The organism is Streptomyces sp. Root431, from assembly GCF_001426585.1.
In the GTDB taxonomy this organism is placed as follows: Bacteria; Actinomycetota; Actinomycetes; order Streptomycetales; family Streptomycetaceae; genus Streptomyces; species Streptomyces stackebrandtii.
Genome location: NZ_LMEI01000009.1, coordinates 715,552 through 731,635, shown reverse-complemented (window position 1 = coordinate 731,635; position 16,084 = coordinate 715,552). Strand labels below are relative to the sequence as shown.

Sequence of the window (16,084 nt, the reverse complement as noted above, 5' to 3'; positions counted from 1 at the left end):
ATTCACCCGACCGTGCCGGAGCCGCCCGCGAGCTGACGGAGAGGTTGACACGCACCCCACGGTGCAGGATGGAGGCATGGATCTTCGCATCTTCACCGAACCCCAGCAGGGGGCCGACTACGACACCCTCCTCACGGTGGCCCGGGCCACCGAGGAGCTCGGATTCGACGCCTTTTTCCGCTCGGACCACTATCTCCGCATGGGCTCCTCCGACGGGCTTCCCGGGCCTACGGACGCCTGGATCACGCTGGCCGGGCTGGCCCGGGAGACCAAGCGGATCCGCCTCGGGACCCTGATGACCGCCGGTACGTTCCGGCTTCCCGGAGTGCTCGCCATCCAGGTCGCCCAGGTCGACCGGATGTCCGGTGGACGGGTCGAACTCGGGCTCGGTGCGGGCTGGTTCGAGGAGGAGCACAAGGCCTACGGCATTCCGTTCCCGAAGGAGAAGTTTGGCCGGCTGGAGGAGCAGCTGGCGATCGTCACCGGACTGTGGGAGACCGAGCTCGGCAAGACCTTCTCCTACGAGGGGGAGTACTACCGGCTCACGGACTCGCCGGCGCTGCCGAAGCCCGCTCAGGACAGGATTCCGGTGCTGGTCGGCGGGCACGGCGCGAGCCGGACCCCGAGGCTGGCCGCGCGGTACGCGGACGAGTTCAACATCCCGTTCGCCTCGCTGGAGGACAGCGAGCGGCAGTTCGGCCGGGTCCGGGCCGCGGCGGAGGCGGTGGGGCGGCCGGCCGGTGATCTCGTGTACTCCAACGCGCTGGTCGTCTGTGTCGGCAAGGACGACGCGGAGGTGGCCCGTCGGGCCGCCGCCATCGGGCGGGACGTGGACGAGCTCAAGGCGAACGGTCTGGCGGGCTCGCCCGCCGAGGTCGTCGACAAGCTCGGACGGTACGCGGCCATCGGCTCCTCCCGGGTCTACCTCCAAGTCCTCGACCTCGACGACCTGGACCACCTGGAGCTGATCTCCGCCCGGGTCCAGTCGCAGCTGGGCTGAGCGGGGCAAGGCGATGAAACCGGTCCGTACGCTCACCGAGGCCCTCCGCGAGGGCGCGCTCGTCCTCGACGGCGGGCTGTCCAACCAGCTGGAGGCGCAGGGCTGCGACCTCTCGGACGCGCTCTGGTCCGCGCGGCTCCTCGCCGACGGGCCCGAGCAGATCGAGGCGGCGCACGCGGCGTACGTACGGGCCGGGGCCCGGGTGGTCACCACCGCGAGCTACCAGGCCACCTTCGAGGGCTTCGCCCGGCGGGGCCTGAGCCGGGCGGAGACGGCAGGGCTCCTCGCCCGGAGCGTGGAGCTCGCCCGGGCGGCGGCGGAACGGGCCGGAGAGGAGGCCGCCCAGGAGGCCAGGCAGGAGGCCGGGCAGGAGGCCAGGCAGGAGGCTGGGGAGGGGGTCGGGCACGAGGTTGGGGAGGGGGCTGGGCAAGCGGTCGGGCGCGAGGGCGGACGCGAGGCTGGGGAGGAGGTGTGGGTTGCTGCTTCGGTTGGGCCTTACGGCGCGATGCTTGCGGACGGGAGTGAGTACCGGGGGCGGTACGGGCTGTCCGTGCGGGAGTTGGAGCGGTTCCATCGGCCTCGGGTCGAGGTGCTCGCCGCGGCCGGGCCCGATGTCCTGGCCCTGGAGACGGTGCCTGACGTGGACGAGGCGGAGGCGCTGCTGCGGGCCGTGGACGGGTGCGGGGTGCCGGTGTGGCTCTCGTACACGGTCGAGGGCGGGCGGACCAGGGCGGGGCAGGAGCTCGCGGAGGCCTTCGCGGTGGCCGCCGGGAACGACCAGGTCGTGGCGGTCGGGATCAACTGCTGTGATCCGGCGGAGGCGGGGGCCGCCGTGGAGCTCGCCGTCGCCGTGACCGAGAAGCCGGCAGTGGTCTATCCGAACAGCGGGGAGCGTTGGGACGCCGGGGGCAGGGGCTGGCGCGGCGGCCTCACCTTCGACCCGTCCGGGGCCGCCGTCTGGGCGGGGGCCGGGGCCCGTCTGATCGGTGGCTGCTGCCGCGTCGGTCCGTCCGCGATCGCCGCTGTCGCCCGGGCGCTCCCGCACGGGCGCTGACGCCCGGGCTCCGATGCGGGGGCGCGGAAAATGCCTGGTCGGGTGGGCAGGGGCCCGCTCATACTCGGGCGTGTGTTCCTGACTATCAGCACGACCGGCAACCCGGAGCGACCCGCGACCGATCTCGGATTTCTGCTGCACAAGCATCCCGAGCGGGCGCAGGCGTTCTCGACCTCGCACGGCACCGCGCACGTCCTCTACCCCGAGGCGAGCGCCGAGCGGTGCACCGCGGCACTCCTCCTGGAGGTGGATCCCGTGGCGCTGGTGCGCCGCGGCAAGGGCAAGGGCAGGGGCGGCGCCCCCGACGCCGCGCTCGCGCAGTACGTGAACGACCGGCCCTACGCGGCGTCCTCGCTGCTGGCCGTGGCGCTCGCCAAGGTCTTCAAGACCGCGCTGCACGGTGTCTGCCAGGCGATGCCCGAGCGGGCCGCCGCTCCGCTGCCGCTGCGGATCGAGGTCCCCGCGCTCCCCGCCCGGGGCGGCGCCGGCCTCGTCCGCGCCCTCTTCGGGCCTCTGGGCTGGAAGACGGTGGAGGCCGAACCGGTCGCGCTGGACGGGGAGTTCCCCGAGTGGGGCGACTCCCGGTACGTGCGGCTGGTGCTCGAAGGCGAGCTGCGGCTCGCCGACGCGCTCAACCAGCTGTACGTGCTGCTGCCCGTCCTCGACGACGCCAAGCACTACTGGGTCGCGCCCGACGAGGTCGACAAGCTGCTGCGCGCCGGAGACGGCTGGCTCGCCGGGCACCCGGAGCGGAAGCTGATCACCGCGCGCTATCTCTCGCGCCGCTGGGGCCTGGCCCGTGAGGCGACGGAGCGGCTCGAACTGGTGCGGCTCGCCGAGGCCGAGGGGCTCGATGTCGAGGACGTCGACAACGCCGTCGACGAGTCCAGCGACACGGAGGAGCGGCCCGTGCCGCTCGCCGAGCAGCGCAGGGAGGCCATCCTCGCCGCGCTGCACACAGCTGGAGCGGGCCGCGTGCTCGACCTGGGCTGTGGGCAGGGCCAGTTGGTGCAGGCGCTGTTGAAGGACGTGCGCTTCACGGAGATCGTGGGCGTCGACGTGTCCGTACGGGCGCTGACCGTCGCCGCGCGCCGGCTGCGGCTCGACCGGATGGGGGAGCGGCAGGCCGCCCGGGTCACGCTGCTCCAGGGCTCGCTCGCGTACACCGACAAGAGGCTCGCCGGCTACGACGCGGCCGTGCTCAGCGAGGTGATCGAGCACCTGGACCTGCCGAGGCTGCCGGCGCTGGCGTACGCGGTGTTCGGCGCGGCGCGGCCCCGTACGGTGCTCGTGACCACGCCGAACGTCGAGTACAACGTGCGGTGGGAGTCGCTGCCGGCCGGACACGTCCGGCACGGCGACCACCGCTTCGAATGGACCCGGGAGGAGTTCCGGGGCTGGGCGGCCGGAGTCGCCGGACAGTACGGGTACGGCGTCGAGTTCGCTCCTGTCGGACCGGACGACCCGGAGGTCGGGCCGCCCACGCAGATGGCCGTCTTCACCCGTACCGAAGCCACCACCGAAGCCACCACCGACGAGACCTTGAAGGAGGTCACGGCATGACCCAGGCCCTGCCCGTCACCGACCTGTCCCTCGTGGTGCTCGTCGGCGCCACCGGCTCCGGCAAGTCGACCTTCGCCCGGCGCCACTTCAAGCCGACCGAGATCGTCTCCTCCGACTTCTGCCGGGGCCTCGTCGCCGACGACGAGAACGACCAGTCCGCGAGCAAGGACGCCTTCGACGTCCTCCACTACATCGTCGGCAAGCGGCTGGCCGCCGGGCGGCTGACCGTCGTCGACGCGACCAACGTGCAGCAGGAGGCCCGGCGTCAGCTCGTCCAGCTGGCCAGGTCCCACGACGTACTGCCGATCGCGATCGTCCTCGACCTGCCGGAGGACGTCTGCCGCAGCCGGAACGCCGGCCGGCCCGACCGGGCGGACATGCCCGCGCACGTCATCCAGCGGCACCGCCGCGAGCTGCGCCGCTCGCTGCGCGGACTGGAGCGCGAGGGCTTCCGCAAGGTCCACGTCCTGCGCTCCGTCGAGGAGGTGGAGGCCGCCGGGATCGTCCGGGAGCGCCGCTTCAACGACCTGCGCCACCTCACCGGCCCCTTCGACATCATCGGTGACATCCACGGCTGCCGGTCCGAGCTGGACACCCTGCTCGCCAGGCTGGGTTACGTGGACGGCCACCACCCCGAGGGGCGCACGGCCGTCTTCGTCGGCGACCTCGTCGACCGCGGCCCCGACTCGCCGGGCGTCCTGCGGCGCGTCATGGCCATGGTGGCCTCGGGCGACGCCCTCTGCGTCCCCGGCAACCACGAGAACAAGCTCGGCCGCTGGCTGAAGGGAAGGAAGGTCCAGCAGACCCACGGGCTCGCCGAGACGATCGAGCAGCTGGAGGGCGAGAGCGAGGAGTTCCGGGCGGAGGTCGCGCGGTTCATCGACGGGCTCGTCAGCCACTACGTCCTCGACGGCGGCGCCCTCGTCGTCTGCCACGCCGGGCTGCCGGAGAAGTACCACGGCCGCACCTCCGGCCGGGTGCGCTCGCACGCGCTGTACGGGGACACGACCGGGGAGACCGACGAGTTCGGGCTGCCGGTGCGCTACCCGTGGGCGGAGGACTACCGGGGCCGGGCCGCCGTCGTGTACGGCCACACGCCCGTACCGAACACCTCCTGGATCAACAACACCATCTGCCTCGACACCGGGGCCGTCTTCGGCGGGAAGATGACCGCGCTGCGCTGGCCGGAGCGCGAACTCGTCGACGTACCCGCCGAGCGGGTCTGGTACGAGCCGGCCCGGCCGCTCGTCACCGAGGCGCCCGGCGGGCACGAGGGGCGGCCTCTCGACCTCGCCGACGTGCACGGACGCCGGATCGTGGAGACCCGGCAGCTCGGGAACGTCGCCGTACGGGAGGAGAACGCGGCGGCGGCCCTGGAGGTCATGAGCCGCTTCGCCGTCGACCCGCGGCTGCTGACCTACCTGCCGCCGACCATGGCCCCGACCGCCACCTCGCGTGCCGAGGGGTATCTGGAGCACCCGGCCGAGGCCTTCGCCCAGTACCGGGCGGACGGCGTCGAGCGGGTCGTGTGCGAGGAGAAGCACATGGGCTCCCGGGCCGTGGCCCTGGTCTGCCGCGACGAGGAGGCCGCCCGTGAGCGCTTCGGCGTCACCGGGGTGACCGGCGCCCTGTACACCCGTACGGGACGGCCCTTCTTCACGGAGTCCATCAGCGGCTCCGTGACGGGCCCCGACGTCACCGAGCAGGTCCTCGACCGGCTGCGGACCGCGATCGGCGCCGCCGGGCTCTGGGACGAGCTGGGCACGGACTGGCTGTTGCTCGACGGCGAGCTGATGCCGTGGTCGCTCAAGTCGGCCGGGTTGCTGCGCTCGCAGTACGCGGCGGTCGGCGCCGCCTCCGGCGCCGTCCTGCCCGGGGCGGTCGAAGCCCTGGAGCGGGCCTCCGCGCGCGGGGTCGAGGGGCTCGACGGGCTCCTCGCCAAGCAGCGGGAGCGGCAGGTGGACGCGGCCGCGTTCACCGAGGCGTACCGCAGGTACTGCTGGCCGACCGAGGGCCTGGAGGGCGTGCGGTTCGCGCCCTTCCAGCTCCTCGCGGCGCGTGGCCGTTCGCTCGCGGCCGTGCCGCACGACGAGCAGCTGGCCTGGCTCGACCGGCTGGTGGAGCACGACCCGACCGGGCTGCTCCAGGTGACCCGCAGGCTCGTCGTCGACACCGGCGACGAGGCCTCGGTCCGCGCGGGCACCGACTGGTGGCTGGAGCTGACCGGAGCCGGCGGTGAGGGCATGGTCGTCAAGCCGCTGGCCGCGCTCGTCCGTGACGCCAAGGGGCGGCTCGGGCAGCCGGGCGTGAAGGTGCGCGGCCGGGAGTACCTGCGGATCATCTACGGTCCCGAGTACACCCGTCCGGAGAACCTGGAGCGCCTGCGGCAGCGCTTCCTCGGCCACAAGCGGTCGCTCGCGCTGCGCGAGTACGCGCTCGGCCTGGAGGCCCTCGACCGACTCGCGGACGGCGAACCGCTCTGGCGGGTCCACGAGGCCGTCTTCGCGGTCCTCGCCCTGGAGTCGGAACCGGTCGACCCGAGGCTCTGATCCGCACGGTCGTGGGTCTCGGGGCTTGAGCCGGTCGGCCCGAGGCTCCGAACCGTCGTGACTCCCGGGCCTCGGATACCGGGCGCCCGGAGGTTTGCTGCCGGGTGTCGCCGGGCCTCGGGTGCCCGGTGGCGCCAGGCCTTGGTTCCGGGCGTGGCGGCGGGCCTTGGTTCCGGGGTGGCGCCGGGCCCCGGCCGTAGGGGTTTCCACGGGTGTTCAGCGGGGCTTCAGCACGGCTTTCGTGGTGGTTCCGTGATTCTTTCGTGCTGCTCCGACGGGGGGCGCAGGGGTGCCGGGGACGGCGCTCCCCTGCGCCCCCCGTGCTCGTTGACGTCGCCGTTCCGCGCCTCTAGCGTTCTTCACCCCACGAGGTGACGCAGTGTCAACAATGTGGCGGGGCACGCCACATGAGGTGCGAACACACACGCGAAAGGCGCCGGTCGACCACCGGTGGGGGCCTTGCCCGAGGGGTGGGCGGACGGTACGGGGGTGAGCGGGTGATGAGTCTCTTCGGGCAGGACCGCTCCTTCCTGCACGCCCTCCCGGCGGCCGACCGCCGTTCCCTCATAGCCGAGGGGGCCCGCCGCGCCTATGAGCCCGGTGAGGTGATGATCCGCGAACACGACACCAGCGCCTACGTCCTCGCACTGCTCTCCGGCTGGTCCGTCGTCTCCGTCGGCACCGAGCGCGGCTCCCGGCTCATCCTCGCCCTGCGCGGCGCCGGCGAGGTCGTCGGCGACCTGGCCGCCGTCGACCTGCGCCCGCGCAGCGCCACCGTCACCGCGCTCGGCGCGGTCGAGGCGGTGGCCGTCTCCGGCGACCGCTTCCGGCGCTTCCTCGCCGCCCGGCCGCACGCCACCTCGCTGATCATGCGCCAGCTCGCCACCCGGCTGCGCAGCGCCGACGTCGAACGCCGCGCGCTCGCCTCCGAGACCGTGCTCCAGCGCCTCGCGGCCCGCCTCGTCGAGCTGGCGGAGCGCGCGGGCCGGCCGGCCGACACCGGGACCGTACTGGAGCTCCCGCTGCCCCAGCACGACCTGGCGGCGGCCATCGGAGCCACCCGGGAGGCGGTGGCCAAGGCGCTGCGCCTGCTGCGGGAACAGGACGTCGTCCGCACCGCGAACCGCACCGTCATCGTCATCGACATGCGGGTCCTCGTGCTGCTCGCCGAGGGGCGCGCACGCCCCCGCGCGGAACAGGCGGACGAATCTCCGCCGGATGTGTAAACGGCTACATCGCCGGTCGCGGAACGCGGCCAGTCTGGACACGCACCACCACGGCACCAACGGCACCACGGCATCCAACAGGGAGTCCGAGTGAGCAGTCGGGGAGTGAACGGGGCGCACGAGGAGGCGGCTTCGCGCCGGGAAGCCGCCTCGGGCGGGATCCACCGCTTCGTCGTCTTCGGCGACATCTGCGGGTCCGGCACCCTGAACATGGCCGAGAAGGAGCTGTACCGCTCGGCGATGTACGCGGCCTTCGACGAGGCGTACGCCTCCGTCGGAGTCGAGCCCGGCACCTTCCACCAGGAGGACCGGGGGGACGGCGTGCTCGCCGCCCTGCGCCCCGACATGCCGCCGAGGCTCATGGTCGGACGGTGGATCGACACCCTGTACGAGAGCCTCCGCGACCACAACACGGGCCGGAGCCGGCGGCTGCGCCTGCGGATCGGCATGAACGCGGGGCTCGTGGTCCAGGACCGGCACGGGCTCGTCGGGCGGGCGGTGGATCTCGCCGCACGGCTCTGCGACAGCCCCACGGCCAAGCGGATCATGGCGGAGGCCCCCGAGGTCGACCTGCTCGTCGTGGTCTCCGACTGGCTGTACGGGAACGTGGTCGCCGAGGGCGGGCGGTACGTGGAGCCGGACCACTACCGGCGGGCCCGGATCCGGTCGAAGGAGACCGACGAGGCCGCCTGGTTCCACGTCCCGCGCCGGACCGCGCCGCCGCTGATCGGGCCCGAGGGGGAGGACGGGACCGGGTACGGGGGCGCATCCGAGGGGCAGCGGGTGTCGGGGGTGGGTTCAGGGACCGGCGTTGGGCCGTCGCGGGGGGACGGCCCAACGCCCCGAACCGGCGGTGGGAACCGCACGTACCACGTCGGGGGAGACCTGCTCGACGTCCACGGCAACACGATCCACGGCGACTTCACCGGAATCCGCAAGGACGCGGGGGCGGGTGAGCGGGAGTGAGTGACGACGACGGCGCGTCCCCGGGCGATGCCCAGGACTCGGGCCGCGGCGGTGACGACCGGGGCGGGGACCGCGGCGCGGACAGGGGCGGGGAGAGGGGCGGAGACCGGGGGTCGGACCGCGGTGCGGGACGGGGGGACCGGGAAGGCGACCGGGCGGGCGGGTCCGACCGGGGGGACGGCGCGGGGGAGCAGCCGCGCGAGCCGAGCGTCTTCGAGTCCGTGGACCGGGGCCCCCTGGGCGGCGAGGGTGGGGCCGGCGGCGCCGCCACGGCGCGCCGCGCCGTCCGGACCTGGGCGAGCGCCGCCAGCGACCGCCACACCAACATCCAGGGCGACGGCACGGTCTTCGAGGGCAACCAGTTCTTCTCGTACAGCACCGAGCAGTCCGCCCGCTTCGTCCGGGGACCCGTCCCGCCCGAGACCCTCGAACACCTCGGCCGGGTGTACTGCGAGACCGCCGGCTACTCGGTGATGCGGCGACGGCTCCGCGAGCACCGTGTCCTCGTCCTCTGCGGCGAGCCCGGCAGCGGCCGCAAGGCCACCGCGCTCGCCCTCCTCGACGAACTCACCGGCGGCAAGGTCTTCCGGCTCGACCCGCGCCACGGCGTCGACGAGATCACGGAAGAGGCCCTCCAGGAGGGCGGCGGCCACCTCATGGAGCTGCTCACCGAGGACTTCCGGACGGAGAGCGAGTCACGGCACTCCCTCTCCGGCTCGCGCGGTGACGGCTCCGCCCCCGCGCGTCGCCCCGCCACCCGCCTCTCCGAACTGCACCTGGACCGCTTCGGTGAGCTGCTGCGCGGCCGGAACGCGTACGGGATCGTCCTCGTCGAGAACGGCGAGCTCGCCGACCGGATGCTGCGCGGGCGCTACGGGATGTACTGCCCGCCACCGCCGTCCGGAGAGGTACTCCGGCGCCATCTCTTCGTCCTGCTGCGTACCGAGCCCGCCGAGGCCCTCGACGCCGCGCGATCGCTCGCCGCGCGCCCCGACGTCGTCGCCGCCCTTGGCCTGGAGGAGCTGCGGCCGCGCGAGGCCGCGCGGCTCGCCGACCATCTCGCCCGTCACTGGCGCGGCGAAGTGACAGACGATCAACTGCTCGCGGACTGCGCGTCTTTCGTGACGTCCCAGGCCCGCGAGTGGTTCGCGGGCGGCGACCGCCCGGGCGCGCTGCCCGAGGCGCTCCCCGTCCTGAACGCCGGGGCGTTCCGTATCGCCGTCGCCGTCTTCGACGGCTCCGCCTACAGCCTCGCCGCCGAGGCCGCCGAGCTCCTCGCCTGGGAGCTCGCCGTCACCCTCGACCCCGAACACGCGCCGGGGCGAAGGCTGTTCGGTACGCACGCAGAGCACCGGCCGATGCGGGCCCGCGCCGTCCTGGAGGAGGGCGAACTCGACCTCGGTCCCGCGAAGGTGCCGATGCGGGCCGTCCGCTTCCAGGGGGAGGCGCTGGCCGGAGCTGTCCTCGGGGAGATCTGGCACGGCTATCACAACGTCCGCGGACCGGTGGCGCGTTGGCTGCGCGCCCTCTGCGACGACCCGCGGGCCGAGGTGTGGGTGCGGGCCTCCATCGCCGCGGGCGTGCTCTGCTCCTGGGACTGGATCCACGGATTCCGCGAGCTGATCGCGCCCCTCGCCGTGACGGACGCGCCAGTGGCCCGCCTGGCCGCCGCGACCGCGCTCGCCGAGTCCGCCCGCGACCCCCGCATCCGGCCGGCGGTCGCCGCCGTACTCAAGGACTGGGCGGTCTCCGAGGACTCGGGGCTCGTCGGGACCGCCCTGCTCGCCCATGGTTACGTGCTCGCCGCCGGGGACGTGCCCGGCTCGCTCGACGCGCTCGCCCGGGTCGTCAGGGTCCACGAGGCGTCCGACGGCGACGTGCTCGGACCCGCGGCCTTCAGCGCGGCCCGGCTGCTCGCCTCCGGCGAGCCCGAGCCCGTGCTGCGGCGCTTCGACCAGTGGCTCGACGACGGCCGGCTCAACCTCGCCAACCTGGTCCATCTCGCCGTCATCCGCGCGCTGAACACCCGGACCACCCACCTGTGGGGCCTGCGGGACGTGCCCGAGCTCGAACCGCACGCGGCCCGCCCGCTGCTCGTCGCCCTGCTCGCCACCCGGCCCGCCATCACCCCCGACCTCGCCCGGCTGCTGCGGCACACACTTGCCACGGCCCGCTCCGGCGAGGTGGCCCTGGAGGCCCTCGGCAGCATGCTCCGGCGGGCCGCGAAGGACGATGAGGCGCTCGGCCATGTCTGCGGCTTCCTGCCGCTGCTCGCGGTGGAACGCCGTGACCGCGACCGTCTCCGGGGCCTGCTGAACGAACTGGTCCGGGACCGCGACAGGCCCCTGGACAGAGGCGCGGCGCGCCGCATGTGGGACGCCGTGACGGAAGGAGCGAACCGATGACCGGGCCCGAGCAGAACGGGGGCGCGCGGCCGGACGGACGGGCGCGGTGGGACGAGAGGGCGCCGGACGGCCGGGGCTCGGACGGGCCGGGGCCGGGCGGCCGGGCGCGGCAGCGGTACGAGGACATGCCCGGGCGCGTGCGGGACGACAGGGAACGGCAGCTGCGCGAGGACAGGGAACGGCGGCAGCGGTACGAGGGGGAGGAACGGCAGCGGTACGGCGGGCCGGGCGAGGGGCGGGACCGGGATCGGGAGAGGGATCAGGGGCAGGACCGGGACCGGGATCGCGAGGGGGACCGCGACCGGGAGCGCGGGCCCGAACAGGAACAGGGGCAGGAGGGTGCGCGGGTGCCGGAGGACCGGGAGCGGGACGGACGACGGGGTGAGGCGCGGGGGGCGGCGCGGGACGCGCGCGGTGACGGGCGGGCGCGGGACCGGGGGAGCCCGGAGGCTTCCGGGCGGCCGCGCGGCCCGCTCCTCGGCGAGTACGCGCCCCCGTACCGGCACCGGAGCGGCCGGGTCGCCGCGGTGCTCCTCTACCGCAACGGCGGCCACCGCGTGGTCTGGCCCGATCGCGTCGAGGACGTCAACAAGCCGATGCTCGGCTCCCCTTACACCGTCTTCGAGATCCTGCTCGGCCGCAACCTCACGGAGTTCCGGCTCCAGTTGCCCGCAGCCGGGGACGGCGTCTTCTTCGAGGCCGTCGCCAAGGTCCATTGGATGGTCACCGATCCGTACCTCGTCGTCCAGGAACAGGTCGAGGACGTCGCCGAGTTGCTGCACGACGAGCTGCTCGACAGGCTGCGCCGGCTGTCCCGGAGATTCCGCATCACCGAGGCGCAGCGCGTCGACGAGGCGGTGCACGAGGAGCTGAGCTCCGGACGCCTCATCCTCGGCAGGGACATCGGACTGAAGACCCGGGTCCACGTCTTCATCGACCTCGACGACTCGGTGAAGGCCGAGGTCTACCGGCGGGACCGGGTCGGCGTGACCATGGAGGCCGACGCGCGCGAGGCCGAGGCGGAGCGCCTCAAGGACGCGGCCGACCGGACACTGATCGCCGAACGGGCCGCCGAGATGGAGGCCCTCTTCCTGCGCGGCGACCTGGCCCAGATCGCCCACCACATGGCGATGCACCCGGACAAGCAGTGGGACATGCGCATGCAGCTCCAGCGGGAGCGGCGCGAGGGCCAGGAGGACTACCTGGCCGTCTTCAACAGGCTCCTGGACACCGGGGTCCTGGAACGGCACGACATCGGCGAGCAGATGTACCAGGTCCTGATGTACCTGCGGACCCAGACCAGCAACGTCGTCGGCGGCATCACCGACCACGTACTCAACCCGGCGGGTGGGTCCGGGGGTTCACGTCCGCGGCGCGCCCTGGAGGAGCGGACTCCGGAGCCGGTCCGGCCGGACTGGGGCGACGAGCACGGGGACGGCCGGGACGGCCGGGACAGTCGGGGAAGCGGGGACGGCCGGGACAGTCGGGGAAGCAGGGACGGCCGGGACAGTCGGGCGAACAGGGACAGTTGGGGGCGCGAGGAGCGCGCGGAGCGGGGCGAGCGCGAGGAGCGCGCCGACGCCCCGCACGACCGGCGGGTCTACGAACCGACCCACGTCGAGTCGGGATCCGACCGGGAGCGTGAACGCGAGCGCGAGCGCGAAAGGGAGCGGGAGGAATACCGGGACCGGGACCGGAGCAGGCACAGGGACGGGCACAGGGACGGGCACAGGGACGGGCACAGGGACGGGGACAGGTACGCGTACGGATACGGCGACGGTGACACGGACCGCGAGCGCGGGCCGGGGCGGGGCCCACGGGACGGCGACCGGGACCGGTACGAGGGGGACGACGCGTACGACCGGTTCGACCGCGACGATCCGTACGACCGCACGGGCACCGACCCGTCGCGGCGGTCCTCCGGGACCGCGCGCCCCGGCCGGCACAGCTCGGAGTTCGACGACTGGGATGAGGAGCGGTGACGGATCCGAACCCCGAGGCCGACCCCGCGACCGTCCCCGCCGCGGCTCCCGTGGCGCCCGAAGAGCTGCGGTTCATGGCCGAGCGGCTGCTCTCCACCGTCCGCGAGGACATCGGGCGGGCCGACACCAAGGCCGCGATCCTGCTCTCCGGTGCCCTCGCCTTCCTCGCGGTCGTGTTCTCCGGCGACCGCGCCCTCGTGCCCACGGCCGGTGTCGGGCTCGCGCTGCTGCTGGTGGCGGGCGCGCTGTGGACCGCGGGCGTCCTGATGCTCGTGTCGGTGGTCCTGCCCCGTACGCGCATAGGAGCGGACCGCACGCTCCTGCGCGACCTGGCGGCCGGGCCGTCCGAGGGCGAGCTGCGCGCGCGGCTCGCCCCGCCCGGCGCGGACGCGACCGGCTGGCTCCTCGAACAGGCCAGCGTGCACGGACTCGTGCTCGCGGCGAAGTACCGGTGGCTGCGCCTGGGCGTGTGCGCGCTCGCGCTCGGCGCCCTTCTGGCCCTCCTCAGCGAACTGTGGTGAGAGTGACGATGCAGTGGACGAACAAGGGGAGCGCCCTGCTCCTCGCCGGTGCGCTGGTCGCGCTCACCGGCCCTCTCGCGGCGGCCGGCACCCCCGGCCACCCCCGCGCACCCCGGGCCCCGGCGGCAGCCGCCCCATCAGCGGCGCAGCCCGCGGCAGGTACCGCCGCCGAGGCCGCCGATCCCGCCGAGGGACCCGACCCGATCGACTTCGCCGTCGTCGTCGACCAGTCGGCCAGCCTGGCCGACAAGGACCTGGCGCGCGAGACGGAGGCGGCGGGGCTGCTCAGCCAGGGCGAGATATCCGAGCGCTCCCGGGCGACCGTCATCGGCTTCAGCAGCTCGGAGAAGGCAGGCCAGTCGCCCGTGCGCGAGGTCTGCGGGCTCACCGTCGCCGACGCGGCGGGCCGTGAGCGGCTCAGCGCCTGCGTCCAGCTCCTCAACAAGCGCGACGCGGCGCGGATGGGACCCGGCACCGACTTCCCGGCGGCCATCCGCCAGGCCGTCACCCGCCTCGGCCAGAAGCGCGCCGGCGGCGGCGCGGCCGCCAAGGCCCCCGCCACCCCCAAGGTCGTCTTCCTCCTGACCGACGGCAAGCTGGACGTCTCCGACAGCCCCGAATACGGCACGGACCCCGCCAACCGCCAGTCCAACGGCGAACGGCGGCTCACCGAGGAACTCGCCCGCGCCCGGGCGGCCGGCGTCCAGATCTGGCCGCTCGGCTTCGGCACCGAGATCGACCGCGCCGCCCTCACGGCCATGGCCGAGCGCGGCTACCGGGGCGCCTGCTCCGACGTACCGGGATCCGTCCCGCACATGCGGGTCGTCGGCAGCTCCGCCGAGCTCGACAAGGCGCTCCAGGAGACCTTCGCCGCCGCCCGCTGCGCGCGGATCTCGCACGGCACCGCCGGGAAGCCGCCCGCCGACCTGACGGTCGTCATCCCGCCCATCGCCACCGACGGCTCCCTCACGGTCTCCAAGCACGACCCGAAGGTCCGGGTGACCTACTACGACCCGGCGGGCCGCAAGGTCCCCACCCGGGGCGAGTTCGACGGCTCCACCTTCGAGGTCGGCGGACAGGACGGGCCGGTCGAGGCGCTGCGCGTGAAGAACCCGCTGCCGGGCCGCTGGCGCGTGCACGTCGAGGCGCCGGAGGGGCACCGCGACCGCGAGGTCGCCGTCCGGGCCATCTGGCAGGGCATGCTCCGCTCCGACGTCACCCTCGACCCGGCCTCCCCGCGCGCCGGCGAGGAGGTCACCGTGTCGGTGCGGATGCAGACCAGGCGCGGCGTCACGGTCACCGATCCCCGTCAGCTCGCGGACCTCGCGGTCGCGGCCGAACTGCGCGGCGCGGGCTTCGCCCCCGTGACGTTCCGGCTCGCCGACGACGGGCGGGCCCCCGACCGCAAGGCGGGCGACGTCCGGTTCACCGGCACGCTCACCGTGCCCGTCGGCGCCACCGGCGACCTGGAGCTCACCACCCGCATGTCGGCGCCCGGCGTCACCTCCGACCGCCGGCCGCTGCACGCCCGCATCACCCAGGGCAACCCGCTCGTCACCGCCGGGGTCGTCCTCGACCGGGCGACCGTGCACCCCGGGAGCACCGTCCGCGGCACCCTCGACGTCACCAACAACGACGCCGGACCGCGCGCCCTGCGGCTCGCCGTGGAGAACCGGACGCCCGGCGCCGAACTCTCCGTCTCCCCGGCGACGGTCACCGCGCCGCCGGGCGGGAGCACACGCATCCCCTTCACCGTGACCGTCGGCGGAGGCACGCCCCTCGGCGAACTGGGCGGCCGGATCGCGGTCATGGACCCCGGCGACGGCGAACGCGTCCTCGACGACGCCTTCCTGGAAGTCCTCGTCGTGGCCCCGCCGACCTGGTGGGACCGCTGGTGGAAGGCCGTCGTCGGCGGGGCCGCGGTCCTCGTCCTCATCGGCGTCTTCCTCGCCGTCCAAATCATGGTCCGGCGCCGCCGCCGCGACCTCACCGGCGTCACGATCGAACTCCGCGCGGACGGCCGCACCCTCGACAGGCTCACCATCGGCCGGGGCCAGAGCACCCGCGGGTCCTTCCCCTTCGCGATCGACGACATGGGCGGCGCGCCGCCCACCCTCCACCGGGCCCGCAACGGCGGCGGCCACGTGCTGCGCCGCACGGGCACCGGCCAGATGCTGCTGCGCCCCCGCGGCGGCACGCAGATCTCCCTGCGACCGGGCGAGCCGGCCGGCCTCGACACGTACGAGATCGTCGTACGGGGCGGGGCGACGGGCCGCAACGGCAGGTCCGGCCGCTCCCGCACCGGCTCCGGCAGCGGCTACGGCTCCGGCACCGGTTCCGGATTCGGCATGGACGACGGCTCCGGGTTCGAGACGGACGACGACTTCGGCACGGGCGGCGGCTTCGGCTTCGGTACGGGCGGGGGCTCCGGCTCCGGATTCGGTACGGGCGGAGGGTCCGGATTCGGTACGGGCGGAGGCTCCGACTTCGGTACAGGCGGGGGCTCCGGATTCGGTACGGGCGGGGGCTCCGGATTCGGTACGGACAGCGGCGGAACCGATTCCCGTACGGGCGACGGCTCCGGCTCCCGCACGCGTACGGACCGGGGAGGCCGGATCCCCCCGCCGCGCCGGTTCGGACGGCCCTGGCGCTCCGGCCGGTCCGGCGGCACCACGGACAACCCCACGACCACCGGCACCGGAAGCGGAACCGGGCGGGGAACCGGCAATGGATCCGGCGACGGATCCGGACTCAGTACGGGCACGGGCGGCACGACCGCCGGGGACCCGGACCTCTTCTGAACGGGCCCCCAAAGGAG

At 74.2% G+C, this 16,084-nt stretch carries 10 protein-coding genes; all 10 read left to right on the top strand.

Annotation, left to right across the window (positions count from 1 at the left end; all coding sequences use genetic code 11):
• The first annotated feature begins 76 nt into the window (after window positions 1–76).
• The 10 genes from ASC82_RS16780 to ASC82_RS16735 all read left to right on the top strand — a co-directional run bounded on the left by ASC82_RS16780 (window position 77) and on the right by ASC82_RS16735 (window position 16,067).
• A complete protein-coding gene (locus tag ASC82_RS16780; protein WP_056648156.1) occupies window positions 77–1,000 on the top strand; it encodes an LLM class F420-dependent oxidoreductase in 924 nt (307 codons plus the stop codon).
• A gap of 13 nt (window positions 1,001–1,013) precedes the next feature.
• Window positions 1,014–2,054, top strand: coding sequence for a homocysteine S-methyltransferase (mmuM, locus tag ASC82_RS16775; protein WP_056648153.1), 1,041 nt, complete (start codon window positions 1,014–1,016; stop codon window positions 2,052–2,054).
• Window positions 2,055–2,126: 72 nt separating this feature from the next.
• Window positions 2,127–3,617: a 3' terminal RNA ribose 2'-O-methyltransferase Hen1 gene (locus ASC82_RS16770; RefSeq protein WP_056648150.1), complete on the top strand. Its 1,491-nt coding sequence runs from the start codon at window positions 2,127–2,129 to the stop codon at window positions 3,615–3,617.
• Complete coding sequence (locus ASC82_RS16765) at window positions 3,614–6,166, top strand: polynucleotide kinase-phosphatase (protein ID WP_056648148.1); 2,553 nt, start codon at window positions 3,614–3,616, stop codon at window positions 6,164–6,166. The genes ASC82_RS16770 and ASC82_RS16765 overlap by 4 nt, the downstream gene beginning before the upstream one ends.
• 500 nt (window positions 6,167–6,666) lie before the next feature.
• A complete protein-coding gene (locus ASC82_RS16760; RefSeq protein ID WP_056648145.1) occupies window positions 6,667–7,392 on the top strand; it encodes a Crp/Fnr family transcriptional regulator in 726 nt (241 codons plus the stop codon).
• Window positions 7,393–7,482: 90 nt separating this feature from the next.
• The gene (locus ASC82_RS16755; protein WP_242427675.1) at window positions 7,483–8,358 is read left to right on the top strand and encodes a hypothetical protein; all 876 of its coding nucleotides are present in this window, start codon (window positions 7,483–7,485) and stop codon (window positions 8,356–8,358) included.
• Window positions 8,355–10,763, top strand: coding sequence for a hypothetical protein (locus ASC82_RS16750; RefSeq protein WP_242427674.1), 2,409 nt, complete (start codon window positions 8,355–8,357; stop codon window positions 10,761–10,763). Before ASC82_RS16755 ends, ASC82_RS16750 begins: the two co-directional genes overlap by 4 nt.
• Window positions 10,760–12,745 (top strand): hypothetical protein, encoded by a 1,986-nt coding sequence (locus ASC82_RS16745; RefSeq protein WP_056648139.1) that lies wholly within the window; start codon window positions 10,760–10,762, stop codon window positions 12,743–12,745. The genes ASC82_RS16750 and ASC82_RS16745 overlap by 4 nt, the downstream gene beginning before the upstream one ends.
• Window positions 12,742–13,266, top strand: coding sequence for a Pycsar system effector family protein (locus tag ASC82_RS16740; RefSeq protein WP_242427673.1), 525 nt, complete (start codon window positions 12,742–12,744; stop codon window positions 13,264–13,266). The genes ASC82_RS16745 and ASC82_RS16740 overlap by 4 nt, the downstream gene beginning before the upstream one ends.
• A gap of 8 nt (window positions 13,267–13,274) precedes the next feature.
• On the top strand, window positions 13,275–16,067 hold the full coding sequence (locus ASC82_RS16735) for a vWA domain-containing protein (protein WP_242427696.1): 2,793 nt from the start codon (window positions 13,275–13,277) through the stop codon (window positions 16,065–16,067).
• Window positions 16,068–16,084 lie beyond the last annotated feature (17 nt).